At 72.7% G+C, this 25524-nt stretch carries 27 protein-coding genes, 2 tRNA genes and 1 pseudogene; 26 read left to right on the top strand and 4 right to left on the bottom strand.

Annotated elements, in window-relative coordinates; genetic code table 11:
- Position 1: 1 nt before the first annotated feature.
- The 3 genes from NPS70_RS22510 to NPS70_RS22520 all read left to right on the top strand — a co-directional run bounded on the left by NPS70_RS22510 (position 2) and on the right by NPS70_RS22520 (position 1449).
- Positions 2-313 (top strand): hypothetical protein, encoded by a 312-nt coding sequence (locus tag NPS70_RS22510; RefSeq protein WP_256526187.1) that lies wholly within the window; start codon positions 2-4, stop codon positions 311-313.
- A gap of 26 nt (positions 314-339) precedes the next feature.
- Complete coding sequence (locus tag NPS70_RS22515; protein WP_256526188.1) at positions 340-1050, top strand: methyltransferase domain-containing protein; 711 nt, start codon at positions 340-342, stop codon at positions 1048-1050.
- An 87-nt stretch (positions 1051-1137) separates the two neighbouring features.
- Positions 1138-1449 (top strand): hypothetical protein, encoded by a 312-nt coding sequence (locus tag NPS70_RS22520; RefSeq protein WP_256526189.1) that lies wholly within the window; start codon positions 1138-1140, stop codon positions 1447-1449.
- A 565-nt stretch (positions 1450-2014) separates the two neighbouring features.
- Here the strand turns inward: NPS70_RS22520 and NPS70_RS22525 are convergent.
- Positions 2015-2547: pseudogene (locus NPS70_RS22525) on the bottom strand (NUDIX hydrolase).
- A 651-nt stretch (positions 2548-3198) separates the two neighbouring features.
- On the opposite strand from NPS70_RS22525, the gene NPS70_RS22530 reads away from it, so the two are divergent.
- From NPS70_RS22530 to NPS70_RS22540, 3 genes are all read left to right on the top strand, one after another.
- Entirely contained in the window at positions 3199-4005 is an 807-nt protein-coding gene (locus NPS70_RS22530; protein ID WP_256526190.1) for a protein phosphatase 2C domain-containing protein, read from the top strand.
- A gap of 81 nt (positions 4006-4086) precedes the next feature.
- Positions 4087-4163, top strand: a tRNA-Trp gene (locus NPS70_RS22535).
- Positions 4164-4398: 235 nt separating this feature from the next.
- Positions 4399-4650: a hypothetical protein gene (locus NPS70_RS22540; protein WP_256526191.1), complete on the top strand. Its 252-nt coding sequence runs from the start codon at positions 4399-4401 to the stop codon at positions 4648-4650.
- A 204-nt stretch (positions 4651-4854) separates the two neighbouring features.
- On the opposite strand, the gene NPS70_RS22545 is transcribed toward NPS70_RS22540, so the two are convergent.
- Entirely contained in the window at positions 4855-5751 is an 897-nt protein-coding gene (locus NPS70_RS22545; protein ID WP_256526192.1) for a chitosanase, read from the bottom strand.
- Between the two features lie 511 nt (positions 5752-6262).
- Between NPS70_RS22545 and NPS70_RS22550 the strand changes: the two genes are divergently transcribed.
- The 4 genes from NPS70_RS22550 (at position 6263) to NPS70_RS22565 (ending at position 12074) form a co-directional block, all read left to right on the top strand.
- Positions 6263-7186, top strand: coding sequence for a hypothetical protein (locus NPS70_RS22550; protein WP_256526193.1), 924 nt, complete (start codon positions 6263-6265; stop codon positions 7184-7186).
- A 107-nt stretch (positions 7187-7293) separates the two neighbouring features.
- Complete coding sequence (locus tag NPS70_RS22555) at positions 7294-9390, top strand: polysaccharide deacetylase family protein (RefSeq protein ID WP_305886230.1); 2097 nt, start codon at positions 7294-7296, stop codon at positions 9388-9390.
- Positions 9387-10727 carry an acyltransferase gene (locus tag NPS70_RS22560; protein ID WP_256526195.1) on the top strand — a complete coding sequence of 447 codons (1341 nt, stop codon included), beginning with the start codon at positions 9387-9389 and terminating at the stop codon, positions 10725-10727. The genes NPS70_RS22555 and NPS70_RS22560 overlap by 4 nt, the downstream gene beginning before the upstream one ends.
- Positions 10728-10889: 162 nt before the next feature.
- Positions 10890-12074, top strand: a complete 1185-nt coding sequence (locus tag NPS70_RS22565) for a serine hydrolase (protein WP_256526196.1) — start codon at positions 10890-10892, stop codon at positions 12072-12074.
- A 102-nt stretch (positions 12075-12176) separates the two neighbouring features.
- Here the strand turns inward: NPS70_RS22565 and NPS70_RS22570 are convergent, their stop codons facing one another.
- The gene (locus NPS70_RS22570; protein WP_256526197.1) at positions 12177-12392 is read right to left on the bottom strand and encodes a DUF4287 domain-containing protein; all 216 of its coding nucleotides are present in this window, start codon (positions 12390-12392) and stop codon (positions 12177-12179) included.
- A gap of 330 nt (positions 12393-12722) precedes the next feature.
- Here NPS70_RS22570 and NPS70_RS22575 point away from each other — a divergent pair, with 330 nt between their 5' ends.
- The 8 genes from NPS70_RS22575 to NPS70_RS22610 all read left to right on the top strand — a co-directional run bounded on the left by NPS70_RS22575 (position 12723) and on the right by NPS70_RS22610 (position 20121).
- The gene (locus tag NPS70_RS22575) at positions 12723-13001 is read left to right on the top strand and encodes a hypothetical protein (RefSeq protein WP_256526198.1); all 279 of its coding nucleotides are present in this window, start codon (positions 12723-12725) and stop codon (positions 12999-13001) included.
- Positions 13002-13142: 141 nt separating this feature from the next.
- Positions 13143-13769 carry a TetR/AcrR family transcriptional regulator gene (locus NPS70_RS22580; RefSeq protein ID WP_256526199.1) on the top strand — a complete coding sequence of 209 codons (627 nt, stop codon included), beginning with the start codon at positions 13143-13145 and terminating at the stop codon, positions 13767-13769.
- On the top strand, positions 13766-15427 hold the full coding sequence (locus tag NPS70_RS22585) for an FAD-binding dehydrogenase (protein WP_256526200.1): 1662 nt from the start codon (positions 13766-13768) through the stop codon (positions 15425-15427). Before NPS70_RS22580 ends, NPS70_RS22585 begins: the two co-directional genes overlap by 4 nt.
- Positions 15424-16290 carry an SDR family NAD(P)-dependent oxidoreductase gene (locus NPS70_RS22590; protein ID WP_256526201.1) on the top strand — a complete coding sequence of 289 codons (867 nt, stop codon included), beginning with the start codon at positions 15424-15426 and terminating at the stop codon, positions 16288-16290. Before NPS70_RS22585 ends, NPS70_RS22590 begins: the two co-directional genes overlap by 4 nt.
- Before the next feature lie 10 nt (positions 16291-16300).
- Positions 16301-16918: an HhH-GPD-type base excision DNA repair protein gene (locus tag NPS70_RS22595; protein WP_256526202.1), complete on the top strand. Its 618-nt coding sequence runs from the start codon at positions 16301-16303 to the stop codon at positions 16916-16918.
- Positions 16919-17089: 171 nt separating this feature from the next.
- Entirely contained in the window at positions 17090-18625 is a 1536-nt protein-coding gene (locus NPS70_RS22600) for a M28 family metallopeptidase (RefSeq protein ID WP_256526285.1), read from the top strand.
- A 332-nt stretch (positions 18626-18957) separates the two neighbouring features.
- The gene (locus NPS70_RS22605) at positions 18958-19254 is read left to right on the top strand and encodes a type II toxin-antitoxin system VapB family antitoxin (protein WP_003955420.1); all 297 of its coding nucleotides are present in this window, start codon (positions 18958-18960) and stop codon (positions 19252-19254) included.
- Positions 19255-19497: 243 nt separating this feature from the next.
- Positions 19498-20121: a LytR C-terminal domain-containing protein gene (locus NPS70_RS22610; protein WP_256526203.1), complete on the top strand. Its 624-nt coding sequence runs from the start codon at positions 19498-19500 to the stop codon at positions 20119-20121.
- A gap of 89 nt (positions 20122-20210) precedes the next feature.
- Here NPS70_RS22610 and upp read toward each other — a convergent pair whose 3' ends face one another.
- Positions 20211-20846 (bottom strand): uracil phosphoribosyltransferase, encoded by a 636-nt coding sequence (gene upp / locus NPS70_RS22615; protein ID WP_256526204.1) that lies wholly within the window; start codon positions 20844-20846, stop codon positions 20211-20213.
- 110 nt (positions 20847-20956) lie between these two features.
- Here upp and NPS70_RS22620 point away from each other — a divergent pair, with 110 nt between their 5' ends.
- The 8 genes from NPS70_RS22620 (at position 20957) to NPS70_RS22655 (ending at position 25523) form a co-directional block, all read left to right on the top strand.
- Positions 20957-21139, top strand: a complete 183-nt coding sequence (locus NPS70_RS22620) for a hypothetical protein (protein WP_256526205.1) — start codon at positions 20957-20959, stop codon at positions 21137-21139.
- 171 nt (positions 21140-21310) lie between these two features.
- A complete protein-coding gene (locus tag NPS70_RS22625; RefSeq protein WP_256526206.1) occupies positions 21311-21835 on the top strand; it encodes a hypothetical protein in 525 nt (174 codons plus the stop codon).
- Positions 21836-21856: 21 nt separating this feature from the next.
- Positions 21857-22396: a tRNA adenosine(34) deaminase TadA gene (gene tadA / locus NPS70_RS22630; RefSeq protein WP_374212042.1), complete on the top strand. Its 540-nt coding sequence runs from the start codon at positions 21857-21859 to the stop codon at positions 22394-22396.
- Between the two features lie 91 nt (positions 22397-22487).
- Positions 22488-22575: transfer RNA gene (locus NPS70_RS22635), tRNA-Ser, on the top strand.
- A 203-nt stretch (positions 22576-22778) separates the two neighbouring features.
- Entirely contained in the window at positions 22779-22943 is a 165-nt protein-coding gene (locus NPS70_RS22640; RefSeq protein ID WP_256526207.1) for a hypothetical protein, read from the top strand.
- A gap of 54 nt (positions 22944-22997) precedes the next feature.
- Positions 22998-23291, top strand: coding sequence for a Dabb family protein (locus tag NPS70_RS22645; RefSeq protein WP_256526208.1), 294 nt, complete (start codon positions 22998-23000; stop codon positions 23289-23291).
- Between the two features lie 249 nt (positions 23292-23540).
- Positions 23541-24413, top strand: coding sequence for an RNA polymerase sigma factor SigF (locus NPS70_RS22650; protein WP_256526210.1), 873 nt, complete (start codon positions 23541-23543; stop codon positions 24411-24413).
- Between the two features lie 234 nt (positions 24414-24647).
- Entirely contained in the window at positions 24648-25523 is an 876-nt protein-coding gene (locus NPS70_RS22655) for an RNA polymerase sigma factor SigF (RefSeq protein WP_256526211.1), read from the top strand.
- Position 25524: the final 1 nt, after the last annotated feature.

The following is a 25524-nucleotide window of genomic DNA, read 5'->3' on the forward strand; positions in this document are numbered from 1 at the left end:
CATGGAGCAGGTGCCGCACGAGTACAAGCGAGGCAAGGCGCTGTTCCGTCAGCGGATCAGGCGGGCGGGACTGCCGGAGTCGGTGGCGGCGCCGGCCGAGCCGGACTTCCTGGCCGTCCTGGAGAAGGGGCTGCGCTCCTACGGCCTGCCCGTACTGGACGACATGCTGAGGGAATCCGTCCTGGTCGATCTCGGCTACGTTGACGGCAAGGCACTCGCTCAGGCCCGCAAGGACGCCGACGCCGCCCCAACCGTCCCCGATCTGCTGTGCGATGTCCTCGCCCTTGAGGTCGGACTGCGGAGCCTCATGTGACCAGCCACGACACGGAAGCGGAACCAGTGGAAGCGACGAACCTCCTCTACCGGGACCCGGCCCTGTACGACGTGATTCAGTCCGACAGCACCGGTGCTGGGATGTGTCAGACCCTGATCGAGACGCACTGGCCGGACGCCCGGACGCTGCTCGACTTCGGATGCGGCACCGGCAGGGACCTGGAGATCCTGGCCAAGCGCTTCGAGTGCATCGGCTTGGACCTCCAGCCCGGCATGGTCGACTACGCCCGTCACGTCCGCCCGGAGCTGGACATCCGCATCGGAGACATGCGCACCGCGCGACTCCGGCGGCGCATGGACGTGGTGACCTGCATGGGCAACAGCCTCACCTACGTCCACGACAACAACGAGATCACCCAGGTCTTCGCCACGTTCGCGGCCCACGCCCACAGGGGCAGCCTGCTCATCCTGTGCTCCCCCGTCGCACCCATCACGAGGACCGAACCGATGACCGCCACGGTCGACACCCCGAGCGGCCCGGCGACCGTCACGATCCGCCACGAGTGGGACCTGCGAACGCAGATCAACACCATGCGCCGGCACTGGGCACTCCCCTCAGGAGACGAGGCCCAGGACGAGATCCGCAGACGCGTCCTCTTCCCGTGCGAGCTGGAACAGTACGCGGGACGCGTCGGCTTCGAGATCCTGGACATGACCGACGGCTCCGGAGGCACGCTCACGGGGCCGACCGTGTACACGGTGGCCAGGTACACCTGATTTGTTCAACGGGCGGCGAGACGCTGAGCAGGCCGTTTCTTCCGGATCACCACACCAGACCCGAGCCGTCGGTGGTGTGATGGATTCATGAGACCCGAGCACTGTGCGACCAGGAACCACATCGAGGTGTGGCATGAACGCGTACTGCCGTCGGGTCCAGAGCGGATCGGGTTCGGGACGGTGTTACGCGGCTCGCTTCTGCCAATCCTGATCTGGGCCGGCATCGCGTGCTTCGTGTACATCGTCTACAACCCGGTCGTCGCGATGGTCCTCGGTGGGCTCTTCGCGTTGTCATTCATCGTGGGGTTCGCGCTCCGCCGCAGGGCAAGGCACTCGGTGCGGTGTAGTGCCTACGGTGCACTGGGCGGAGTGCTCGACAAGTCCATGGCCGGGTTCTGAGGCGTGTGGTGGAGGCGGTCCGAGCTGACGGCAGCCTTGACGGCAACGGCGGCACACAGTGACCCGTGATCGCCAACGTGGGCGATCAGTTCGGGAGACCGCGGGGGGCTCCCGCAAGGCGTTGCCCGATCCTACGGATCAAGAGGTCAGTTGTCGGGCCCGAGTGGCAAGCAGGGAGCTGAGCCGACCCAGTGGACCAGGTGTGGACCGCCGGTGGCGGCGCGGGGCCCGGATCGTACGGAACGACCAGGTCAGACACGTACGCCAGGCTTCCCGTAGCACTGTCTTGAAAACCGTCGTGGCGCAAGTCACCGTGGGTTCAAATCCCACACCCACCGCAGTGGCCGACGGCCCCTGACCAGGCGTTGTGGTCAGGGGCCGTTGTCGTGCCAGCGTGCTGCCGGGAACCGCCCGTACCCGCGGTTCCCCGCGCTGCCGGATATCCGCGGGGCCCCGCGGTGACGCGGACTCACAGCGCAGCTCGGGCCTCGGTCATCAACGGTCGGGTTCACCACACGGGCGGTGCCATCCGACTCCCGTCTCCGGGAAGTGCCGCCCCGCCGGATCAGCGGATCGCCTCGTCCGTGAGCACGTACAGCAGCCCGACCAGGGAGCCGCTGCTGACGATCTCGCGGCGGTCGTTCATGCCCCGCACGTCGGCCAGCGGGATTCACTCGATCCGGTCCGACTCGTTCTTCTCCGTCGGCGGGCCCTCGTATGTCGCCCCGTCGGCCCGGAAGGCGTGGTGCTGGGAGTCGGTGATGCCGTTGGTCGGCTCGGCGTAGATCAGCGGCTTGATGGGGCCGGGCCGCCAGCCGGTCTCCTCCTGAACCTCCCGGGAGGCCGCTTCCGCCGGGCTCTCGCCTTCCTCGACCAGGCCCATGGGCAGTTCTCACGCCCAGGGGTCCGTGATGAAGCGGTGCCGCCACATCATCAAGACCTCGCGCCGCTCGTTGACCACGGCGGCGACGGCCAGGTGCCGGAGCTTCACGACGTGGTGCCCCAGCGGTTCCCGTCCGGCGTCTCGACGTCGGTGAGCCACAGGTTCACCCAGCTGTTCTCGTAGATCGGACGTTCGCCGTGGATCTTCCACTGCATCGCTGCGGCCCCTCTCGACCTACCTCCAGCATCACAGAGCCAGGCTGAACTCCGTTCGGTCTCAGGTAAGTTCCCATTGAAGTGACGAATACCGGCACGCCTGCTCCTACGAGGTCGCCACCTCATGCGGGAGTGCGCACGAGTCGTCCCTCACATGCAGGCGCCGGAGGTCCTGCAGTGCGGCGACAGGGCTCCCCCCGGTTCTGCGATTTCCTGGGCCAGGTGGTCGTCAGTGGCCGCTGTCGGCATCCGGCCGTTCCGGGAGGGTGAGCGGACATCGGCGCATCGAGGCGGGACCACTCGGTGCTGCACCAGGCGGTTCGTGTCGGGGTGCTCGATGTGCTGCGGCGCGAGGTCTTCGAGAGGAGCCGGACCAGCCCACGGTGAAGCGGATGGCCGGGCAGGAGGCGCTGCGTGCTCCGGGCACCCGGATACCCGCCCCGGGCGCGTGTGCCGTGGTTCCGGGGAGTGCGACCACCGGCGGCGGGAGAACGGCCCCCCGCGTCCCGGAAGCCGGCCCCGCAGTCCCGAACCCCGCGGTCCGTCCGCGTCGGTGATCGACCCCGGTCCCGGGCCGCCGGGCGGGTCGACGACACTCGAAGCGGCGGGGAGCCCGCACATCAACCCCTTGTACCGACACGAAGGCTGAGCATGCGCGTCACGATGGACACCCGACCCGGTGGAACGGCCCCCAACGAGGACTGGGTGGCCGGCACGCCCGCACTCGCCGTGGTGCTGGACGGACTCAGCACCGCAGGGCTCGACACGGGATGCCGCCACGGAGTGCCCTGGTACGTGTCCCGCCTCGGCAGTCGGCTTCTCGCCGAACTGGCCGATCCGGAGGTCCCGCTCGCGAGCGGCCTGGCCCGGGCACTCGGGCACGTGGCCGCACTCCACCCCGACTGCGACCTGGGCAACCCCGGCACCCCCTCGGCGACGGTGGCGGTCCTCCGGCAGCGCGAGGGCTTCCTCGACCACATGGTCCTGGCCGACTCCCCCGTCGTCCTCGAAGGGCAGGACGGCGTCACCGTCGTCACCGACCTCCGCGTCGACGAGGTGCTCCCCGAACTGCGGGCCGAGGTGGAGCAGTACGAGACCCACACGGCCGAGCACAAGGAGGCCGTACGGCGTTTCGTGACCGCCCAGCGGCAGACCCGCAACGTCCCCGGCGGCTACTGGGTGGCGGCGGCCGATCCGGAGGCCGCGGACCACGTGGTCACGGGAAGCACTCCGGCCGATGGCGTACGGGCGGCGGCCGTCCTGTCCGACGGCGCCTCGTGCCTGGTCGACGGGTACGGCATGGCGACGTGGCCCCAGGTCTTCACCATGCTCCGGGCCGGAGGGCCGAGTGAGCTCATCGACACCGTCCGCAAGGTCGAAGCCACGGACCCCAACGGCCGGCGATGGCCGCGCTACAAGTCCGGAGACGACGCGACCGTCGCCTTCTGCCAGTGGTGACCGCGGGACGGCCCCGCGTCGCCGCGTGCGATATCGGGTAGTGCGCCCGCCGCCGGACATGGCAGACTCTCGGCACACCGAAGGGGTGTAGCTCAGATGGCCAGAGCGCCGGTCTCCAAAACCGGATGCCGCAGGTTCGACTCCTGTCACCCCTGCCATGAAGGCGGTGGCCCGTCCTCCGGCGCAGGACGCGGCACCGGACGGCGGCGGCCCCGCCGTGCGCACGGCTTCGCCGCCGGGCGGGGGAGTGCGGCGGTGGGGCGCGGTTGCCGAGGAGAGGCGTGAGGGCGGTTCAGCCGCCCCGGGCGCGCCGTGTCCCGGAGCGAGGGGGCGCGCGGCGGGCGGAGCACACGGCCGGGCGCGTGTCGCGGCCGCGGTCGTGACGGGGGAGACGTGGACAAGGGCTGGCCCGAGCGCTGGTGGACGACGGCACTCTGCGCCCTGGCGCTCACCGGTCTGGTGTTCTACGACGTCTGGAAGATCGTGGAGAACCTCGCCGGCCAGCGCGTGGACGGCGTGGACCTGCTCGGCCGGTGCCTGGGAGGCATCTGCTTCGCGCTCATGGCCGTGGTGACCGCGCGTCGTGCGGTCGTCCTCCGCCGCGGCGCGGGGGCCGTCGGCGCCGGGACGCAGGCCGACGGCTGAAGTCCGCGCCAGGCCATGCCGGTTCCCGCCCGTCCCGCCGCGCGGGGAACACGCCCGGCGCTCCGGCGGGCTCCTCTGCCCCGTGGGTCCGGGGGCGGTGTGTGAGGGGACCGTGGTCCCGTCGCCCCCGGCACCGGGCAACCCCGGCGCGGGGGACGGGGCCCGTCCGTGCGGTGGCGCCGGCGGCGGGAGTTCCCCGGCCTGTCAGGCCGTGTAGAGCGTGCCGTACATCCTCCACTCAAGAGGCGTGTCGAGGGACAGGTTGCCGTTGTAGAGGAACCGCCGAAGGGCCGTGTCGACCCGGCTGGTGTCGCTGTCCGGGCGCTTCGCCTTGATGGCCTTGCGGTGCACGTCGAGGAATGCGTCCAGGTACTCCTTCTCGGAGCCGCCCTCCGCGGGGGTGTCCGCCTCCGCCAGGGCACGTTCGCGGAGGTCGTAGAAGCCGTTCGCGGCCGTGTCGGGACCGTGGAAGACCATCGCGTCGTAGTAGACGAACTGCCCCAGGGTGCCGAGGCCGTCGAGCTTGGCCAGCCGGACCGCTGGGTCGAAGTACACGCGGTCGCGTTCCACCTCCTGGGCCTCGCGGAAGGCCTCGACCTCCGCCTCGGCCTCCCAGGCGGCGGTGAAGCCGGGGTCCAGGCCCTTGTGCGAGTCCGTGCCGTCCACCGTGCGCAGGGCGGGCAGGTAACGGGCGAGGCCGTTGCCGGGGTGGTCCTCGGTGTAGCGCTCGACGAGCGTGAGCAGGTCGTGGGTGCCCGTGCAGAACCCGACGATTCCCGCGGTGTAGCCCCTTCCGTCCCCGATGTCCTTGACGGCGCCGTATGTACTGCGCCAGTCCGCGGTGGAGTTCACGGCGGTCGCCACGAACCGCTGTGCCAGCTCCTTCTTCGCGGGTGCGGCCAGGCCGGGGGGCAGGTCGGCGATCGCCGCGTCGTCCGGGTCCTCCGCGGACTCCTTGGCCTGCTGGCGGGTTCCCTGGGTGGAGGACGCGGCGGGTTTGCTCAGTGCGTCGCTCTCCGAATGTGCGGGTGCGAAGAGGTAGGCCACCGCCGTCAGGCCGACGGGGAGGGCCGCGAGGAGCAGGCATCCGGCGCGTTTCATGGCGGTCAGGGTAGCCCCGGACCTCGCACAGGCATCCGAGGGGCGCCGCTTCGCCCGGCCGGGAGGAGGCGTGGTCCGGTCCGGGGTGCGAGGGGTGAAGCGAGGCCGGAGGGCCGGTGACGGGCGGGAGGAGGCGGCTGTTCGGGCTGCGTTCGAGTTCTGGCCTGCGGTCGGCCGGTTTCCGGCCACACCTGATGCTTCACCGGAAATTCACAACTCGTGGAAATGTCCACCCCACAGGTCCATGCGCTACCCTCATGGCCCCCGGGCACAGTGTGACAGAGGGGGCGTTCGAACCGTCCAGGTTCGTTCCTGTGAACAGGTACGTCAGCCCGGGAGCGTACGACGCGCCCGATCGGTGTCCATGGGGATGTGCGTCGGAGTGGAAAAGTGGCTTGATCATGGTCAACCTGGTCGACGAGATGTCGGTGGAAGGAGTGACCGTGAGGCCGATCGGTCTGATGATCGCACCGTTTCGCCGGGGGTGGGCGGCCCGCGCGAAGCCGACCCGGTGACGCCGCCGGGATCCGGTGGCGGGCAGGAGTCCTGGTTCGGCGGCGCGCCGGCCGGGACCCCGGGCGGCTCCGCCGCGGAGAACGCGCGAAGACCGGACCCGTGGATCACACAGGGTGACGTCCCGTCGCCCGGTTCCTCCGATGCGGGCAGAACCCGCCCGCTTCCCCGGGCCGCCGCCGCGCAGGCGGGCGCCCCCCTCGCCGACGCCCCCTCCGCCGACGCGCACGACCCCAACGAGGTCACCGTCCAGATGGACGCGGTGCGCATCGGCGGCTCCGACGGCGAGTGGTCCGTCCGCCCGGCCGAGTCGGCCGCCGAGGTCCGCCGAGAGCCCGACGGCCCCGTGTTCGTGGACGAGTCCGGTCGCCGCAGCCGCACCTTCCGGCGCCTCGGCACCCTGATGGGGGCCGCCTGCGCCGTCTACGCCGTGATCATCGTGGGCACGCTGCTGTCCGGGAACTCCGCCGCGCCCTGGCTCCCCGTCCCGGACCAGGACCAGGGGGTACCGGCCGGGCAGGTCGAGATATCCACGCCGCCGTCCGAGTCGGCCGAGCCGTCACCCACCGTGAGTGTGCTCCCGACGCCCAGCGCCACCGGCGGCGTACCGCCCGCGGCCCCCGCCAGGGTCGTGCCCACCCCCTCGGCGAGCGCTCCCGCTCCGAGCGGCTCCCCCACCCCCGACCCCTCCTCGGCGGCCACCACGGCACCCTCACCGGACGCCACCACGGAGGATCCCCCGGCCGAGCCCTCCTCCTCGTCCACGCCCCTGCCCTCGCCCTCCGCCTCCTCCGGCGGCCCCACGCCGGAAGCGACCACGTCCCCCACCGGCGGGGGCTCCGCGGTCGAGAGCCTCGCCCTCCCGGTGCCCGCCGGGTTCGCCGGCGGGGCCGCCCACTCCTCGACGGAGAGCGTCCTGTGAGCAGATCCACCCGCAAGCGTCTTTCCGCTCGCAAAGGCGCTCCGGTCGGCCGTCGCCGTTCGCTGCCGCTGCGCTTCCTGCTTCCCTCGCTGCTTCTGGTCGCCGTGATGACGATGCTGATGCTCCGCGGCTACGTGAACAGCGAGATCCTCGCCGACCACCGCGTCAGCTCGGAGACCGCCAGCGACCAGGTGCCCCCGGAGGTCCACGAGAGCGGGCCGGTCCTCGACACCCGCGGCGACCGTGTGACCAGCCTGAGTGTGCCCGACGACAGCATCGTCCTCACCTTCGACGACGGCCCGGACCCCACCTGGACCCCCAAGGTGCTCGACGTGCTGAAGAAGCACCGCGCCCACGCGGTCTTCTTCGTCACCGGCACCATGGCCTCGCGGCACCCGGACCTCGTCCGCCGCATGGTCGACGAGGGCCACGAGGTCGGGCTGCACACCTTCAACCACCCCGACCTCTCCCTGCAGTCCAAGAGCCGCATCGACTGGGAGCTGTCCCAGAACCAGCTGGCGCTCGTCGGGGCCGCCGGTATCCGCTCGTCGCTGTTCCGGCCGCCCTACTCCTCCTTCGCCGACGCGATGGACAACGCGTCGTGGCCCGTGACGCGGTACGTCGGAACGCGCGGCTACATCACCGTCGTCAACGACACCGACACCGAGGACTGGCGCAGGCCGGGCGTCGGCGAGATCATCCGCAGGGCCACCCCGGAGGACGGCAAGGGCGCGATCGTCCTGATGCACGACTCCGGCGGCGACCGCTCGCAGACCGTGGCGGCACTGGACCGGTTCCTGCCCGCGATGAAGGCCGAGGGCTACCGCTTCCAGAACCTCACCGAGGCGCTCGACGCGCCGAGCGCCCACACACCGGTCACCGGAGTGGACCTGTGGAAGGGCAAGGCATGGACCTTCCTGGTCCAGGCATCGGAGGACACCACCGACGTCCTGGTCGTCGCGCTGGCGGCCATCGGCGTGCTGGTCTTCACCCGCTTCGGCCTGATGCTCGTGCTGTCCGGCGCCCACGCCCGCCGGGTCCGCCGCAAGAACTTCCGCTGGGGCCCCGCCCCGGTGACCGAGCCCGTCTCGGTGCTGGTGCCCGCGTACAACGAGGCCAAGTGCATCGAGAACACGATCCGGTCCCTGATGACGAGTGAGCACCCCATCGAGGTGATCGTCGTCGACGACGGCTCCGCCGACGGGACGGCCCGCATCGTCGAGGACATGGGGCTGCCCAACGTCCGCGTCGTGCGCCAGCTCAACGCGGGCAAGCCCGCGGCCCTCAACAGGGGCCTGGTGAACGCCCGCTACGACCTGGTCGTGATGATGGACGGCGACACGGTCTTCGAACCCTCCACCGTGGGCGAACTCGTGCAGCCCTTCGCGGACCCCAGGGTGGGTGCGGTCGCGGGCAACGCGAAGGTCGGCAACAAGGACTCGATGATCGGCGCCTGGCAGCACATCGAGTACGTGATGGGCTTCAACCTGGACCGCCGGATGTACGACATGCTGCGCTGCATGCCGACGATCCCGGGCGCGGTCGGGGCCTTCCGGCGTTCGGCGCTGGAGCGGGTCGGCGGCATGAGCGACGACACGCTCGCCGAGGACACCGACATCACCATGGCCCTGCACCGCGACGGCTGGCGCGTGGTCTACGCGGAGAACGCCCGGGCCTGGACCGAGGCGCCGGAGACCGTCCAGCAGCTGTGGTCGCAGCGCTACCGCTGGTCCTACGGCACGATGCAGGCGATCTGGAAGCACCGCCGGGCCCTGGTGGAACGCGGGCCCTCCGGCCGCTTCGGCCGCGTGGGGCTGCCGCTGGTCTCGCTGTTCATGGTGCTGGCACCGCTGCTGGCGCCGCTGATCGACGTGTTCCTCCTGTACGGGCTCATCTTCGGGCCCACCGGGAAGACGGTCGCCGCCTGGCTGGGCGTCCTCGCGGTGCAGGCGGTCTGTGCCGCCTACGCGTTCCGGCTGGACCGGGAGAAGATGACGCACCTCGTCTCCCTTCCCCTCCAGCAGATCCTCTACCGGCAGTTGATGTACGTGGTGCTGCTCCAGTCCTGGATCACCGCACTCACCGGCGGCCGCCTGCGCTGGCAGAAGCTGCGGCGCACCGGAGTGGTGGAGGCGGCCCCGGGCTCGGTCCCGAGGCAGTCGGCCGAGCAGGCGAGCGGCAGCGATCGGAGGCCCGTCGGATGACCACGCACGAGCAGGCAGCGGGGCCCGGCCCGTCGCCGACCGCATCGGCCGGCGCCTGGCAGGCCGATCCCCCGCCCGCCGCACCGGTCGGCGTCCGGGAGGCCGAACCGCCGGGTGCCGAACCGTCCGGTACCGCCCCGGCCGGTCCCGTGGACGCCGATCCGCCGCGGTCCGAGACACCCGGGCCCGAGGGCGCCGCTCCGGCGGAGCGGAAGCCGGGCCGCGACCGCTACCTGGACCTGCTGCGGTCCGTCGCGCTCGTCCGTGTGGTGGCGTACCACGTCTTCGGCTGGGCCTGGCTGACGATCCTCTTCCCCTCCATGGGGGTGATGTTCGCGCTGGCGGGCATGCTGATGGCGCGCTCGCTGGACCGCCCGGCACGCCAGGTGATCATGAGCCGGGTGCGGCGTCTGCTGCCCCCGCTGTGGGCGTTCGGCGCGGTGACGCTGTCCGTGCTCATCGCGGGCGGCTGGAACCCGCTGAAGGACACCGGCGAAGGCGCCGCCTGGGGCCTGGTCAGGGTCCTCTCCTACCTGGTGCCGTTGGGCGCGCCGCCCTACCCGTTCGGCGACGACTGGGCGGTGCAGGCCGCGGGCCCGCTGTGGTACCTGCGCGCCTACCTGTGGTTCGTCCTGGCCTCGCCGCTGCTGCTGTGGGCCTTCCGCCGCGTCCCGTGGGCCGTGCTGGCGGCCCCCCTGGCGCTGACGGCCGTCGTCGGCACCGGTCTGGTCGCGATCCCCGGCGAGACGGGTGAGGCGGTGACCGACTTCGCCGTCTACGGCGGCTGCTGGGTCCTGGGCTTCGCGCATCACGACGGGCTGCTGAAGCGGATCCCGCGGTACGCCGCGGTGTCCTGGGGCTTCCTGGTGATGGCCTTCGGCCTGTGGTGGGCCTCGGGCCACGCCGGTTCCGGCGGCTGGAACCTCAACGAGATCCCGCTGGCACAGGCGGCCTGGTCGTTCGGCTTCGTGCTCATCCTGCTCCAGTACGCCCCCTCCTGGGAGCGGCTCCCGGGCCGGCTGGCGAAGTGGGACGGGCTCGTCACCCTGTCCAACAACCGGGCGGTCACGATCTACCTGTGGCACAACCTGCTGATCTTCGTGGCGGGGGTGGTCGTCACCCAGGGGTACCGGCTGCCCTTCCTCGCCGGGGAGAGGGGCGACGCGGCACTCGACGCGACGTACTCGATGTGGACGTTCGTGGTGGTCTGGCCGCTGATCGCCCTGGCGGTGCTCGCGGTCGGCTGGATCGAGGACGTCGCGGCACGGCGGCGGCCGCGGCTGTGGCCGGACGGGAGTGCCGGCAACCGGGCCGGACGCCGCGCCCGCAGGGCGTAGGGAGCCACCGGCGGCGGAGCACGCGGCGTCCGGGCGCGACGCGCGGGGATGCGCCCGCACGGGGGACGCGCTGGGCCGGGTGCGCCCCGGCCCCGCCGCCGAACCGGTCACCTCCGCCCGGTCACCGGGAGAACGGCCCGGATGTGCGCATACCTCTTCTCCATGAGGAAGATCCTGCTCTCCGCGCTCTCTGCCGCCGCCCTGCTCGCCGGTCCCCTCCCGGCCACCGCCGCGGACCACCGCCCACCGCCGTGCACCGCCTCGCCCCCGGCCCGGGCGGGGAAGGCGGCGGACGTCGTCCGCATCGCCGAGGAGGCGCGCCGCGACCTGGACCTCAACTCCGTCGTCCTCAAGGTGACGGTGCGCGGGCGGGAGGTGGTGACCTCCGCGATGGGCGAGTCGATGACCGGCGTGCCCGCCGATCCCGCGATGCACTTCCGCAACGGGTCCGTGGCCATCTCCTACCTGGGCACGGTGCTGCTCCAACTCGTCGACGAGGGCCGGGTGTCGCTGGACGACCCCGTCTCCCGCTGGCTGCCCCGGCTGCCGCACTCCGAGCAGATCACCCTGAGGATGCTCGGCAGTTCGACCTCGGGGCTCGCGGACTACGTCACCGACCCGGGCTTCCTGGCGGCCCTGGACGCCGACCCGTTCCGGCAGTGGGGGCCGCGCGAGCTGGTGGGCATCTCCACCTCGCACCCCCTGTGGTACCGGCCGGGCACCAACTGGAGCTACTCGCACGCCAACTTCGTCATCCTGGGCAGGGCGCTGGAGCGGATCACCGGCAGGCCGCTGGACGCACTGCTGCGTGAGCGGGTCCTCCGGCCCCTCGGGCTGTCCGAGACCCGTTCCTCCACGACGCCCGACATCCCCGCGCCGGTGCTGCACGCCTTCACCGCCGAGCGCGGCACCTACGAGGAGTCCACCTTCTGGAACCCCTCGTGGAGCACGGCGCCGGGCGCGGTGATGACGACGGACATCTGCGACCTGGCCCGCTCGGCCGCGGCCGTCGGCACGGGGGAGCTGCTCTCCCGGCGCGCCCACCGCGAGCAGCTGGACCCCGGGACCGTGGGGCTCGGCGGACCGACGGACACCTGCCCGGAGACGGTCTGCCTCGCCAACACCGAGGCGCGCCACTACGGGCTCGGCGTGAACGTGCTGAACACCTGGATCACCCAGAACCCCGTCTTCAACGGCTTCGCCGCCGTCCAGGCGTACCTGCCGTCCCGTCACCTGGCCATCGCCGTGTCGACGACCCTGGGCCCGGACTCCCCGGACGGCAACACCGCCCAGCTGGTCGCGGCCCGGATCGCCGCGGTCCTCGCACCGGAGCGGCCTCTGGGGTAGGGCGGTGCCCGCCACCGGGGACCGCGGGCGCTCCCCCGCGGTCCCCGCGGTCCCCGGTGGCGGGAGAGGACGGCCGGGCCGTTGACCGGCCGCCCCCGGCGGTCAGGACCGGGTGGCGTCCTCGGCCCTGGTGTGGGCCACCAGGGCGTTGGCGTGGCCGTGCCCCAGGCCGTGCTCGGCCCTGAGCCAGGACACGAGCTCCATGTGCCGGGTCAGCGGCGAGGCGCGGATCAGTTCCTTCCACTCGGCGACGGGGCGGCCGTACGTCCTCTCGATCGAGGGGAAGTAGCTCGCGGGGCCCTTGGCGGCTGCGGTCATGGCGGGTGCTCCGTATCTGCGTCGGCGGTGCTCGCTCCGGTGGTCTCTGCCGTGCCGTGAGGGGAGACCGCCCGCGACGCCGGGACTCGTCGGCACGGGGGTGTGAGGACGGTCACACGGGGACGGCCCGCGGGGCACGCCGGTGCGGACGGCCGGAAAGCGTCCGAGCCGAGCCGTTTTCGGCCAATGACGCCGCCGGGGGCCGGGTGTTCTCAACCGCCCGGCCCCCGGCCCGCCTCTGAGAGACGGGAGGCGGCCGCCGGGCGCCGATCCGCGCTCCGCGGCGCCGCCTCCCGCATCCCGCCCGGCACCGGAGTACAGCGAGGAACGATGACCAGATCCCGCACCGCCCCCCGCACCGCCCGCATCCCCCGCACCTCCCCCGCCCGCGCGGCGCTCGCGCTGGCCGCCGCGGCGGCCGTCACCGCGCTGGCCGGGGCGACCGCTCCCGGGGCGTACCCCGCGGCGTCCGGGCCCGGGCAGCACCCGGCCGCCGCTCCCGCAGCCCACGACGGCCCCGCGGTTCTCCAGGGCGACAACCACATCGCCGACCGTCCCGCGGCCTCCGGGGGAGTCCCGGCGGGGCCGGCCGGGGCCCGCACCGCCTGAGGCCGACGGCCTCCGCCCTCCGGGCCCCGGGGTGCAGCGCCCCGGGGCCCGGACCTCCCGCGGGACCCCTTGCGGCCCCGCCGGCCCCTTGTCGATACATGCGCGTATCCGATACGTTCACGCATCCGAGAAGGGACCGCCATGAGCACCACCGCACCCCGCCGGGTGACCGCCCGCCGCGCCCGGACCCGTCGCCGCATGCTGGACGCCGCGCTCCAGGTCTTCGCCGAGGAGGGCTTCGGGCGCTCCACCGTCGAGCAGGTCTGCGAGCGGGCCGGGTTCACCCGGGGGGCGTTCTACTCCAACTTCGCCTCCCTCGACGAACTCTTCCTCGCCATGTGGGAGGAGCGCTCCGAGCGCATGCTGGAGGACCTGCGCGAGGCCCTCGACGAGGTCACCGCGGCGTCACCGGACCAGGCCCTGCGCGCCGCCCTCGGGGCGATCCCGGTGGACGACGCCTGGTACCGGGTCACCGCCGAGTTCACCGCCCACGCCCTGCGCAACCCGGCGCTGCGCCGGGTGATGGCCGCCCGGGAGCAGGCCGTCCTGGACACGGTCCTGCCCGTCGTCGTCGCCACGCTGGCCCGCCTCGGGCGCCGGGTCCCGGAGGTGACCGCGCTGGGCCGGGCGCTCGTCGCGGTGCACGACGGCACCTCGGTGCAGGTGCTTCTCGAACCGGGGGCGGAGGAGCCCCGGCGGAGGCGGGAGGAGCTCTTCCTCACCGTCCTGAACGCCTACAGCACACCGATCGCCGAGGAGGCACCGTGAGCGGGGACGCCGACGTCATCGTCGTGGGCGCCGGGCTGTCCGGCCTGGTCGCGACGTACGAGCTGGTCCGGGCCGGGCGGCGGGTGATCGTCGTCGACCAGGAGAGCGAGGCCAACCTCGGGGGGCAGGCGTTCTGGTCCCTGGGCGGCCTGTTCCTGGTGGACAGCCCCGAGCAGCGCCGCATGGGCATCCGGGACTCGGCCGCGCTGGCCCTCTCCGACTGGCTCGGGTCGGCCGGCTTCGACCGGGAGCGCGAGGACCACTGGCCGCGGCGCTGGGCCGAGGCCTACGTCGACTTCGCGGCCGGGGAGAAGCGGGCCTACCTCCACCGGCTCGGGCTGCGCGTGATGCCGACCGTCGGATGGGCCGAGCGCGGCGCGGGCTCGGCGTCCGGGCACGGCAACTCGGTGCCCCGGTTCCACGTCACCTGGGGGACCGGTCCGGAGGTCGTCCGCGTCTTCCGCGAACCGGTCCTCGCGGCGGCCGCCCGGGGGCTGGTGAGCTTCCGGTACCGGCACCGCGCCGACGGGCTGATCACCGAGGGCGGAGCGGTGGTCGGCGTCCGCGGCACCGTGCTGGAGCCGTCCGCGGCGCCGCGCGGCGCGGCCTCCTCCCGAGAGCCGGCGGGCGAGTTCGCGCTGCGGGCCCAGGCCGTGGTCGTGACCTCGGGCGGCATCGGCGGCGACCCCGAACTGGTGCGGCGCAACTGGCCCGCCGAGCGGCTCGGCCCCGCACCCCGTTCCATGATCACCGGAGTCCCCGCGTACGTCGACGGCCGGATGCTGGGCATCGCGGAGGAGGCGGGAGCCTCCCTGGTGAACCGCGACCGGATGTGGCACTACACCGAGGGCGTCCGCAACTGGGACCCGATCTGGCCCGACCACGCCATCCGCATCATCCCGGGCCCCTCCTCGCTGTGGCTGGACGCCACGGGCAGGCGGCTGCCGGCGCCGCTCTTCCCCGGGCACGACACCCTCGCCACCCTCCGGCACATCGTCTCGACCGGCCACGACTACTCGTGGTTCGTGCTGACGCGCTCCATCGTGGAGAAGGAGTTCGCGCTCTCCGGCTCCGAGCAGAACCCCGACGTCACCGGGAAGGACCTGAAACTCGTCCTCTCCCGCGCCCGCAGGGGCGCCCCCGGCCCGGTGCAGGCCTTCCTGGACAAGGGCGAGGACTTCGTCGTGCGGCGCACCCTCCCCGAACTCGTGGCGGGCATGAACGCCATCGCCCCCGGCCCGAGGCTGGACGCGGCGCAGGTGGAGCGCGAGGTGGCGGCCCGCGACCGGGAGGCGTCGGGCGCCTACTCCAAGGACTTCCAGATGATGTCGGTCGCCAACGCCCGTGCGTACTGGCTGGACAGGCTCACCCGGGTCGCCCGGCCGCACCGGCTGCTCGACCCCGCGCACGGACCGCTGATCGCGGTGCGCCTGCACCTGCTCACCCGCAAGACCCTCGGCGGGCTGGAGACGACCCTCGACTCCCAGGTGGTCCGCCCCGACGGCGAGCCCTTCGAGGGGCTGTACGCGGCGGGCGAGGCGGCGGGCTTCGGCGGCGGCGGGGTGCACGGCTACAACGCGCTGGAGGGCACCTTCCTCGGCGGCTGCGTCTTCTCCGGACGGGCGGCGGGCCGGGCGATCGCACGGAGCCTCGGATGAGCGCCGCGGGCACCGCCCTGGTCACCGGTGCCTCCTCGGGCATCGGCGCGGCCGTCGCCGCGGCCCTGACCGCCCGCGGGTACCGGGTGTACGGGACGAGCCGCCGCCCCGGATCCGTCACCGACCCGGTCCCGGGCGTGGAGTACCTGGAGCTGGACCTGACCGACCCGGCCTCCGTCCGGGCGTGCGCCGCGGCGGCCGGCCCGGTGGACGTCCTCGTCAACAACGCGGGGGAGAGCCAGAGCGGGCCGCTGGAGGAACTGCCGGAGGAGGCGCTGGAGCGCCTCTTCCGGCTGAACGTCCTCGGCGCGGTGCGGCTGACGCAGCTGGTGCTGCCGGGCATGCGGGCCCGGCGGGGCGGACGGATCGTCATGGTCGGCTCGATGCTGGCCAGTTTCCCGCTGGCGTACCGCTCCTCGTACGTGGCCTCCAAGGCCGCCCTCAGGGGCTTCGCCACGGCGCTGCGCCGCGAGGTGGCGCCGTACGGGATCGGGGTGGCCACCGTCGAGCCCGGGGCGGTCCGCACCGGCATCAGCGCCCGCCGGACGGGCTATCTGGCCGAAGGCTCCCCCTACCGGGAGGAGTACCGGGCGATGCTCGCCGCCCTCGACGCCAACGAGGCCCGGGGCGTCCCGGCGGAGCGGGTCGCGGCCACCGTGCTGCGGGCCGTGGAGGCGGCCAGGCCCCGGCCGCTGTACGCGGTCGGCAGCGGTGCGCCCCTGGTCTTCGCGCTGCGCCGACTGCTCCCGCGGTCCACCGTCGAGCGGATGACGGCCCGTCGCCACGGGCTGCGCCCGGTGGCCGGGCACGTCCCCGCTACCCGGCCGGGCGGCCACGCTGGCGGCCCACCCGGTCGCGGGTGATCATCGGGGCATGGATGCCACGATTCACCTCGCCCAGCAGCCCGAGGCCGACGAACTGCTCGGGCGGAGCGCCCTCGCCGCCCTGGTCGGCATGCTGCTGGACCAGCAGGTCCCCATGGAGTGGGCGTTCACCGGCCCGTACACGCTCGCGCAGCGGCTCGGCGGCGACGACCTCGACGCGGGCGCGATCGCGGCCCAGGATCCGGAGGCCTTCGCCGACCTGCTCCGCCGCAAGCCCGCGGTGCACCGCTACCCCGGCTCGATGGCGAAGCGGGTGCAGGAGCTCTGCCGCCATCTCGTCGAGGAGTACGACGGCGACGCCGAGGCGGTCTGGCGGGACGTGGACAGCGGACCGGAGCTGCTGGCCCGGCTGCGTGCCCTGCCCGGGTACGGGGAGCAGAAGGCGCAGATCTTCCTCGCGCTGCTGGGCAAGCAGTACGGGGTGCGGCCGCGGGGCTGGCGGGAGGCGGCCGGCGTCTACGGCGAGGAGGGTGCCCACCGCTCGGCGGCGGACATCACGGGACCCGAGTCGCTGGCCCGGGTGCGCGCCTACAAGCAGGAGAGGAAGGCGGCGGCCGGACCCTCGGGTTCGGGCAAGCGTTCCGATCGCGCCAAAGGTGCCAAGTAGACGCCAAACGGCGGCAGTTGGGGCGGAGGGATCTCGTCCGGGTGTCAATGGCATGAAATGCGCCGCCAGTTGTGACTGAAGTGTTCCCAGATCCGGATGAGATCGCTAACTTCCCTTCCACCCACGTTCGCATCGGGAAGGACCTCTGTGACCGTATCCCCTCGCAGAGCCGTGGCCACCCTGGCCGCAGCCGCACTCGCGACCCCGCTCCTGCTGGCGTCCGCCTCCCCTTCCGCAGCGCACCGCGCCGACCCCGGCGACCGGGCGGCGAAGGACGCGGCGAAGCTCGCCCGGAAACTGGTGGCCAGGGCGTCGGCCGACGACGCCTTCCGCCACCTGGAGAAGTTCCAGCAGATAGCAGACACCACCGACGGCCACCGCGCCGCCGGCTCGCTCGGCCACGACGCCTCCGCCGCGTACGTGTACCAGCAGATGAAGCGCTGGGGCTACAACGTCTCCTACCAGACGTTCCAGTTCCCGTACACGGAGACCCAGGCCGAGGAGCTGTCGGTCGTCGCACCCGCCCCGCGGGACGTCGAGATCGCGGCGATGACCTACACGACGTCCACCCCGGTGGGCGGGATCACGGCCGCCCTGGCCGCCGTGCCGGTGGACGACACGACCGGCTGCGAGGCGGAGGACTACGCCTCGGCCACCTTCACGGGGAAGATCGCGCTGATCAAGCGCGGCGGCTGCACCTTCGCCCAGAAGCAGGCCACGGCGGCCGACGCGGGCGCGGTGGGCGCCATCGTCTACAACAACACCGACGGCGTGCTCTCCGGCACCCTCGGCGACGCCGCGGCCGGGCGCATCCCGACCGGCGGAGTGACCAAGGCGGCGGGCGAGCAGCTGGTGGCCGACCTGGCGACCGGGCCGGTGGAGGTCTCCCTGGAGATCCGCCAGCTCCAGCAGACGCGCACCACCCGCAACGTGATCGCCGAGACCAAGCGCGGCAACGCGGCCAACACCGTGATGCTCGGCTCCCACCTGGACTCGGTCAGCGAGGGTCCCGGCATCAACGACAACGGCTCCGGTTCCGCCGGTCTGCTGGAGGTCGCCGAGCAGCTGGCGAAGAAGGAGAAGCGGCCGGCCAACAAGGTCCGCTTCGCCTGGTGGTCGGCCGAGGAGAACGGCCTGCTCGGCTCCGAGCACTACGTCGCCGAACTCAGCGATCTCGGCAGGAAGGAGATCAAGCTCTATCTGAACTTCGACATGATCGCCTCGCCGAACTACGGGCTCTTCGTCTACGACGGCGACGACTCCGACGGCGTCGGCGCCGGGCCGGGGCCGCAGGGCTCGGCGCAGCTGGAGCGCGACATCAACGCCTTCCTCGACCGCCGCGGCACCCCGCACGAGGGCACGGACTTCACCGGGCGCTCCGACTACGGCCCCTTCATCGAGGTGGGCATCCCCTCCGGCGGCACCTTCACCGGGGCGGAGGGCATCAAGACCGAGGCCCAGGCCGAGAAGTTCGGCGGTCAGGCGGGCGTGGCCTACGACCCGAACTACCACGCCGCGGGCGACGACCTCGACAACATCAACATGGACGCCTTCGCCGTGAACATCGGCGTCATCGCCAACGCAGTGGGGACCTACGCCCATGACATCAGCTCGCTCCGCACGCCGGTCGAGTCCGTTCCGACGGGCGGCGACGCGGGCAGCGGCGGCGGCCTGCACGACGGCCACGGCCACGAGGTGACCGAGTAGCACGCACACGAGACCCGTCCCGGCACCGGCTCCGGTGCCGCCGGACTCCCGGCACCCCCCGGCGCGACGCGCGCCGGGGGGTGCCGTCGCCTGCGGGCGGTGCGGCAGGCCCACCGCGCGCGGCCTCCGGCCCCGCAGCCGGGTGCGGTGTCGGCCCCGGGCGGGTGCCTCCCGGTGCGGGTCCGCCGGCACCGGCACCCCGCCGACGGGCCCGCGACGGGAACCGGCACCCGCTCCGGGAGCCGGTTCCTCAGCTTCTGCCCGGGTTTCACCCTGATGGCCACCTGGCCTCGCGGCTGCGCCGGGAGCCCGTCGCCCGGTAGGCTTTCCGTGTGATCTTCAAGCGCATCGGCAACGGGCGGCCGTACCCCGACCACGGCCGGGAAAGCACCCGGCAGTGGGCGGACGTCGCGCCCCGCCCGGTCCGCCTCGACCAGCTCGTCACCACCAAGGGCCAGCTGGATCTCGAGACCCTGCTCGCGGAGGACTCGACCTTCTACGGCGACCTCTTCGCCCATGTCGTGAAGTGGCAGGGCGACCTCTACCTGGAGGACGGCCTGCACCGCGCCGTGCGTGCGGCCCTCCAGCAGCGCCAGGTGCTGCACGCCCGGGTGCTCGAACTGGGCTGACCGGCTCCCCCGCGCCCGGCCTCCGGGCGCGGTCCGTGCGGCTTCCCGGACCGCCGGGCCCTGTCCGCGGTCCGGTGCGCCCGGAAGCGCTCCGGCAGCCCCGGGACCCGCCCGGTCCGCCCCCGCGTGACGGCCCGCCCAGCCTTCCTGCGTGCCTCCTTTCGAGGTCAATCGCCTCCCGGACGGACGCAGGCAGCTGATCGTTTAGTAGGCATGGCGCCGAGACGGCACTACGCTGCGCCCATGAGCATGCTCACACCCCCCGGCATGGGCGGAAAGTACCGCATCACGGGCAACGCTTATCCCCGGATGCGACGCCCGCGGAGGCGCCGCAGAATCGTCTTCGCGGTCGTGGCCGCGGTGGTCGCCCTCGGCCTGGCCGGCTGGGGCACCGTCCAGCTCATCGACGCCTTCACCGGCGGGGACGAGACCACGGCCACCGCCGCGAAGAAGGCCCGGGAGTGCGAACCCGTCCCCGTCGTCTCCGCCGCGCCGCCCCCGCCGCCGCCCGGGGAGATCACCGTGAACGTCTACAACGCCACACCCCGCAGCGGACTGGCCAAGGCGGCCGCCGACGAGCTCAAGAAGCGCGGCTTCGCCATCGGGGAGATCGGCAACGCCACCGAGGAGTACGACAAGAAGGTGCCCGGCACCGCGGTGCTCCTCGGCGGTGCCACCGCCCACGACGGCCCCTTCCGGGTGCTCGGCACCCAGCTCACCGGCACCCAGCTCAAGACCGACACCCGCGAGGGCGCGGAGGTCGACCTGATCATCGGCACGGCCTTCACCGCGCTGTCGCCCAAGGCCGAGGCCGACACCGCGCTGGCGGCGCTGAGCAAGCCGGCGCCCTCCCCTTCCGGCTGCTGAGCCCCGGGACGCCCGGACGGTCGCGGGACGCACCGGGCCGGCGGCGCCCTCGCGCCGCCGGCCCGGGCCGTCACCGTCGCCCTGCGGTGCTACTCCGCCGCGCCGTACATCCGGTCGCCCGCGTCCCCGAGGCCGGGCACGATGTAGCCGCTGTCGTTCAGCCGCTCGTCGACCGAGGCGGTGACCACGGTGACCGGGGTCCCGGCCAGCTCGCGCTCCATCACCGCCACGCCCTCGGGGGCGGCGAGCAGCACGACGGCCGTGACGTCGTCGGCACCCCGGTCGATCAGCTCGCGGATCGCGGCCACCAGCGTGCCGCCCGTCGCCAGCATCGGATCCAGGACGTAGACCTGACGCCCGGAGAGGTCCTCGGGCATCCGGGTCGCGTAGGTCGACGCCTCCAGGGTCTCCTCGTTGCGGATCATCCCCAGGAAGCCCACCTCGGCGGTCGGCAGCAGCCGCACCATGCCGTCCAGCATGCCCAGGCCCGCGCGCAGGATGGGCACCACCAGCGGGCGGGGGTGGGAGAGCTTCACACCGGTCGTGCCGGTCACCGGGGTCTCGATGTCGACCTGCTCGGTGCGCACGTCCCGGGTGGCCTCGTAGGCGAGCAGGGTCACCAGCTCGTCGGCGAGGCGCCGGAAGGTGGGGGAGTCGGTGCGCCGGTCGCGCAGTGTGGTGAGTTTGTGCGCCACCAGCGGGTGGTCGACGACGTGGATCCGCATGGCGTCCACAGTAGCCCGCGCTCGCATCAACCCCTGCGCCGGAGGGAAGGTGGTGGGGTACCCCGGCCGCGGGACGGGGCGCAGTCAGAGTGCATGGGGTGGTGTGACCGATGGCGGAGCCCGACCCGGAGCGTGCCGAGCACCCGGAGACCGACGCCGACCGGCGCAGGCGGCGCGCGCAGTTCCTGCGTGAGCTGAACGAGGCGAGGGCGCTCCGCGACCGGGTCCAGCCGAGGAAGGCGCGTGCGGCCCGGATGCGCCAGCAGATGCGTATGAGGACCTTTCGCTGGTGATCCTCCGGGCCCCCGGGAGCCCTCCCTGCGGGGGACACGGCAGAACTGGTGGCCGACGCAACGCGGGAAGACCTCTCGCCCGGCGCATGTTTCTGCCACGATTCCGGGAGGGCGGGGCACGCACGCCGCGCACCGCCGGTCGTCACACCTCTGATCAGTGGGAGAGTCACGGTGTACTTCGCCGCACTGCTCGCGCGCACTCACGACGGGTGGCAAGCGAGCGACACAGAGCTCGACGATGTGGAGACCCTGTCGGACCTGGCCGACCTGGCCCGGGACGCCTCGGTGGACGAGGACACGGTGGTCCTCTTCATCGAGCAGGAGGACGCCTGGTTCGGCGTCCTGCGGATCGAGGGGGAAGAGGACCCCCGGATCTTCGTCTCGGACGCGGCCGCGGCCGCACGCTCCTCGTACGGGGAGATCCTCACGACCGAACTGCTCGGCGGGGACGAGGACCCCGCCGACGACCTGGACGCACTCGACCTGGACGGCACCGAGGACGGCGAGCCGGACCGCGAGGACGGGGAGGGCGAGTCCTTCGGGGACGAGTCCGTCCCCGCGGGACCGGTCGGCGACCGGTCCGTGCTCGCGGACCTCGGCCTGTCGGAGTCGGACCTGCTGGCTCTGGGCTCCGAGGCGCTGCCCGAGATCACGGAGGCGCTCGGCGCCGGCGAGATCCTGGAGACCGTCCGCTGACGCCCCCTGATGAACCATCCGATGAACCGCCCGAAACCCTCTCGTACCCCCGGTCACCCCGGGAGTCCTGACACCCACGACCCCGACGCCGACCGCGTGCGCGGGCCCTGGCTGGCGCCGATGCGACGCGCGCTGACCGAGGCCGGGCGCGCGGCCGCCGCCGGGGATGTGCCCGTGGGTGCCGTCGTGCTGGCCGCCGACGGCACCCTGCTGGCCACCGGCCACAACGAGCGCGAGGCCGCCGGCGATCCGACGGCCCATGCCGAGGTGCTCGCCCTGCGGCGGGCCGCCGCACGGGTGGGCGCATGGCGCCTGACCGGCTGCACCCTGGTGGTCACGCTGGAGCCCTGCACCATGTGCGCGGGTGCCCTGGTGCAGTCCCGTGTGGAGCGCGTGGTCTACGGCGCCCGCGACGAGAAGGCGGGTGCCGCGGGCTCGCTGTGGGACCTGGTGCGCGACCGCCGGCTCAACCACCGGCCGGAAGTGATCGCGGGCGTGCTGGAGCAGGAGTGCTCCGAGGTGCTGACCCGCTTCTTCCGTGATCGCCCCGCACCGCTCTGACCTGCGGCCGCGCCCACGAGGCGGACGTCACCGCCGCAGAGTCGGGGAACCGATTTCGGAGCACGGCCTCCGGTGGGCTAGGATCTCTCCCGGTAGCGTGTCCGAGCGGCCGAAGGAGCTCGCCTCGAAAGCGAGTGTGGCGTAACCCGTCACCGTGGGTTCAAATCCCACCGCTACCGCTGTGGAAGGGGCGAACCGGTCGGAAGACCGGTTCGCCCCTTCCGGTTCGCCGAGCCGGTTTCCGCCTCGGTCTCCCGCCTCGGCCGGCCCCGGCGGCGGTCCCGGGTTCCCGGCCTCCGTCCGCGGCCGGAGCGGCCCCGGAGCGCTCGGCTAGACTCACGCCGCGCACGGACCGGGGCAGGGGCAGCAGGGAGAGCGGACGATGGTTCAAGCCAAGAAGATCGCCCTCTACATAGTCGGCGTCTTCGTCCTGTACACGATCATCACCTCCCCCGCCAAGGCCGCCGACCTCGTGCAGATAGGGTTCGAGGGCATTTCGGACGCCGCCAAGGGCGTCGGAGAGTTCATGACCCAGCTCGTCAACTAGCCCGCCCGGCCCGGCGCCGGGACGGGCCCCCGCACTCGGCCCCGGGAGCCTTGCATGATCCGCCATCTGGTCCTGTTCAAGCTCGACGAGGGAGTCCGCCGCGACGAGCCGCGCGTGCTGGCCGGTGCGCAGGCCTTCCGGGACCTCGACGGGGTCGTCCCCGAGCTGGAGTTCTGGGAGTGCGCCTGGAACATCACCGACCGGCCCATCGCCTACGACTTCGCCATCAACTCCGCCGTCGCGGACGCCGACGCGCTGAAGCGCTACCTGGAGCACCCCGCCCACCAGGCCGCCGCCGCGCAGTGGCGGGAGTTCGCCACGTGGGTGATCGCCGACTACGAGTTCTGAGCGGCTCCCGGCCCCGCAGGGACCCCCCGCCGGTCGCGGCGGGGGGTCCCCGCGTTCGCCGGGCCGGAGCCCCGCCCGGCGGCCCCGGCGGCGGCACCGGGAGCCGCGCCCCGGGCCCCTCCGCCCGCCTGCGAAGGCCGTCAACACGGCGTGACGAGGTGCTTGCACACAGTGGACATGTCTTGTGATGCTATGACCGCTTTTGACGGATGAGTTGACTGAAATCGACCGCAAAGGGGTGGCGTGACCGTGCCGGCCAGTACTGCGCCTCAGGTGCCGCCCCAGAACGAGCGGCCCAACCAGTCCACCCCTGCCGCCGCGCCGGCCCCGCCCCGGCGTCCGGGCGCGCGGCCCCAGGGGCGCGGGGCGGACACCCGGGCCCTCACCCAGGTCCTCTTCGCCCGCCTCAAGGCGCTGGAGCCGGGCACGCCCGAGCACGCCCGGGTGCGCGCGGCGCTCATCGAGGCCAACCTGCCGCTGGTGCGCTACGCGGCCGCCCGCTTCCGCTCGCGCAACGAGCCGATGGAGGACGTCGTCCAGGTCGGGACCATCGGTCTGATCAACGCCATCGACCGCTTCGACCCCGACCGCGGCGTGCAGTTCCCCACCTTCGCGATGCCCACGGTCGTGGGCGAGATCAAGCGCTACTTCCGGGACAACGTGCGCACCGTGCACGTGCCCCGGCGGCTGCACGAGCTGTGGGTCCAGGTCAACGGGGCCACCGAGGACCTCACCACCGCCCACGGCCGCTCCCCGACGACCGCCGAGATCGCCGAGCGGCTGAAGATCGGCGAGGACGAGGTCCTCGCCTGCATCGAGGCCGGGCGCTCCTACCACGCCACCTCCCTGGAGGCCGCGCAGGAGGGCGACGGGATGCCCGGGCTGCTCGACCGGCTCGGCTACGAGGACCCCGCGCTGGCGGGCGTGGAGCACCGCGACCTCGTCCGCCATCTGCTGGTCCAGCTCCCCGAGCGGGAGCAGCGGATCCTGATGCTGCGTTACTACAGCAACCTGACGCAGTCCCAGATCAGCCAGGAGCTCGGTGTCTCGCAGATGCACGTGTCAAGGCTTCTGGCCCGAAGCTTCGCGCGACTCCGATCCGCAAACAGGATCGAAGCGTAAGCAGAACGGGTAGACCCCTTCCGGGAAACGGAGGGGGTCCCCAACCCCGAACACCCCTTGTTTCCTGGGGCTTTCCACCCGATACTTGTCGACATGTCGCTACAGCGCGTTGCCGACATGTGACATTCTGCGGGAAGCGTGTTTGCCGTGGCCCCGCCGCCGGTATTCAGGTGGAGGCTGCGTTCCTCAGCCGGTCGCGGCCACCGCGACCGTCCGCGACCTCAAGGGGGTGGCATGTCCGCAGAACAGGGCAGCTCGAAGGTGCTCACGCGTGCGCACGGCGTACCGGCGCAGGCGACGGCTCCGGTACCTTCCGCGCCCGACGCCTCGGAAGCCATCGACACCCGCACCCTGTCCCGCTCCCTCTTCCTGCGCCTGCGTGCGCTCGACGGTGAGGGCGCGGCCGAGGACAGCCCCGAACGCACCTATGTGCGCGACACGTTGATCGAGCTCAACCTGCCGCTGGTGCGCTACGCGGCCGCCCGGTTCCGCTCGCGCAACGAACCCATGGAGGACATCGTCCAGGTCGGAACGATCGGCCTGATCAAGGCGATCGACCGCTTCGACTGCGAACGGGGCGTGGAGTTCCCGACGTTCGCCATGCCCACCGTCGTCGGCGAGATCAAGCGCTTCTTCCGGGACACCTCGTGGTCGGTGCGTGTCCCGCGCCGGCTCCAGGAGCTGCGCCTCGCCCTCACCAAGGCGAGCGACGAGCTCTCCCAGAAGCTGGACCGGTCGCCCACCGTCCCCGAACTCGCCGCGGTGCTCGGCGTGTCGGAGGAGGACGTCGTCGACGGGCTGGCGGTCGGCAACGCGTACACCGCCTCCTCCCTGGACTCGCCCTCGCCCGAGGACGACGGCGGCGAGGGCTCCCTGGCCGACCGGCTCGGCTACGAGGACAGCGCGCTGGAGGGCGTGGAGTACCGCGAGTCGCTGAAGCCCCTGCTGGCCAAACTGCCGCCCAGGGAACGGCAGATCATCATGCTCCGCTTCTTCGCCAACATGACGCAGTCCCAGATCGGCGAGGAGGTCGGCATCTCCCAGATGCACGTCTCGCGCCTGCTGACGCGCACGCTGGCGCAGCTGCGGGACGGCCTGATCGCCGACTGAG

Source organism: Streptomyces sp. C10-9-1, assembly GCF_024497955.1.
Taxonomy (GTDB): Bacteria; Actinomycetota; Actinomycetes; order Streptomycetales; family Streptomycetaceae; genus Streptomyces; species Streptomyces sanyensis.

Bases quoted from the DNA above. Each gene is read 5' to 3' on its own strand.
- NPS70_RS22595 (WP_256526202.1), top strand. From the start codon at position 16,301: ATGGATGCCACGATTCACCTCGCCCAGCAGCCCGAGGCCGACGAACTG.
- NPS70_RS22565 (WP_256526196.1), top strand. From the start codon at position 10,890: ATGAGGAAGATCCTGCTCTCCGCGCTCTCTGCCGCCGCCCTGCTCGCC.
- NPS70_RS22580 (WP_256526199.1), top strand. From the start codon at position 13,143: ATGAGCACCACCGCACCCCGCCGGGTGACCGCCCGCCGCGCCCGGACC.
- NPS70_RS22620 (WP_256526205.1), top strand. From the start codon at position 20,957: ATGGCGGAGCCCGACCCGGAGCGTGCCGAGCACCCGGAGACCGACGCC.
- NPS70_RS22610 (WP_256526203.1), top strand. From the start codon at position 19,498: ATGAGCATGCTCACACCCCCCGGCATGGGCGGAAAGTACCGCATCACG.
- NPS70_RS22520 (WP_256526189.1), top strand. From the start codon at position 1,138: ATGAGACCCGAGCACTGTGCGACCAGGAACCACATCGAGGTGTGGCAT.
- upp (WP_256526204.1), bottom strand. From the start codon at position 20,846: ATGCGGATCCACGTCGTCGACCACCCGCTGGTGGCGCACAAACTCACC.
- NPS70_RS22510 (WP_256526187.1), top strand. From the start codon at position 2: ATGGAGCAGGTGCCGCACGAGTACAAGCGAGGCAAGGCGCTGTTCCGT.
- tadA (WP_374212042.1), top strand. From the start codon at position 21,857: ATGAACCGCCCGAAACCCTCTCGTACCCCCGGTCACCCCGGGAGTCCT.
- NPS70_RS22545 (WP_256526192.1), bottom strand. From the start codon at position 5,751: ATGAAACGCGCCGGATGCCTGCTCCTCGCGGCCCTCCCCGTCGGCCTG.
- NPS70_RS22560 (WP_256526195.1), top strand. From the start codon at position 9,387: ATGACCACGCACGAGCAGGCAGCGGGGCCCGGCCCGTCGCCGACCGCA.
- NPS70_RS22640 (WP_256526207.1), top strand. From the start codon at position 22,779: ATGGTTCAAGCCAAGAAGATCGCCCTCTACATAGTCGGCGTCTTCGTC.
- NPS70_RS22555 (WP_305886230.1), top strand. From the start codon at position 7,294: ATGACGATGCTGATGCTCCGCGGCTACGTGAACAGCGAGATCCTCGCC.
- NPS70_RS22530 (WP_256526190.1), top strand. From the start codon at position 3,199: ATGCGCGTCACGATGGACACCCGACCCGGTGGAACGGCCCCCAACGAG.
- NPS70_RS22645 (WP_256526208.1), top strand. From the start codon at position 22,998: ATGATCCGCCATCTGGTCCTGTTCAAGCTCGACGAGGGAGTCCGCCGC.
- NPS70_RS22575 (WP_256526198.1), top strand. From the start codon at position 12,723: ATGACCAGATCCCGCACCGCCCCCCGCACCGCCCGCATCCCCCGCACC.
- NPS70_RS22570 (WP_256526197.1), bottom strand. From the start codon at position 12,392: ATGACCGCAGCCGCCAAGGGCCCCGCGAGCTACTTCCCCTCGATCGAG.
- NPS70_RS22590 (WP_256526201.1), top strand. From the start codon at position 15,424: ATGAGCGCCGCGGGCACCGCCCTGGTCACCGGTGCCTCCTCGGGCATC.
- NPS70_RS22655 (WP_256526211.1), top strand. From the start codon at position 24,648: ATGTCCGCAGAACAGGGCAGCTCGAAGGTGCTCACGCGTGCGCACGGC.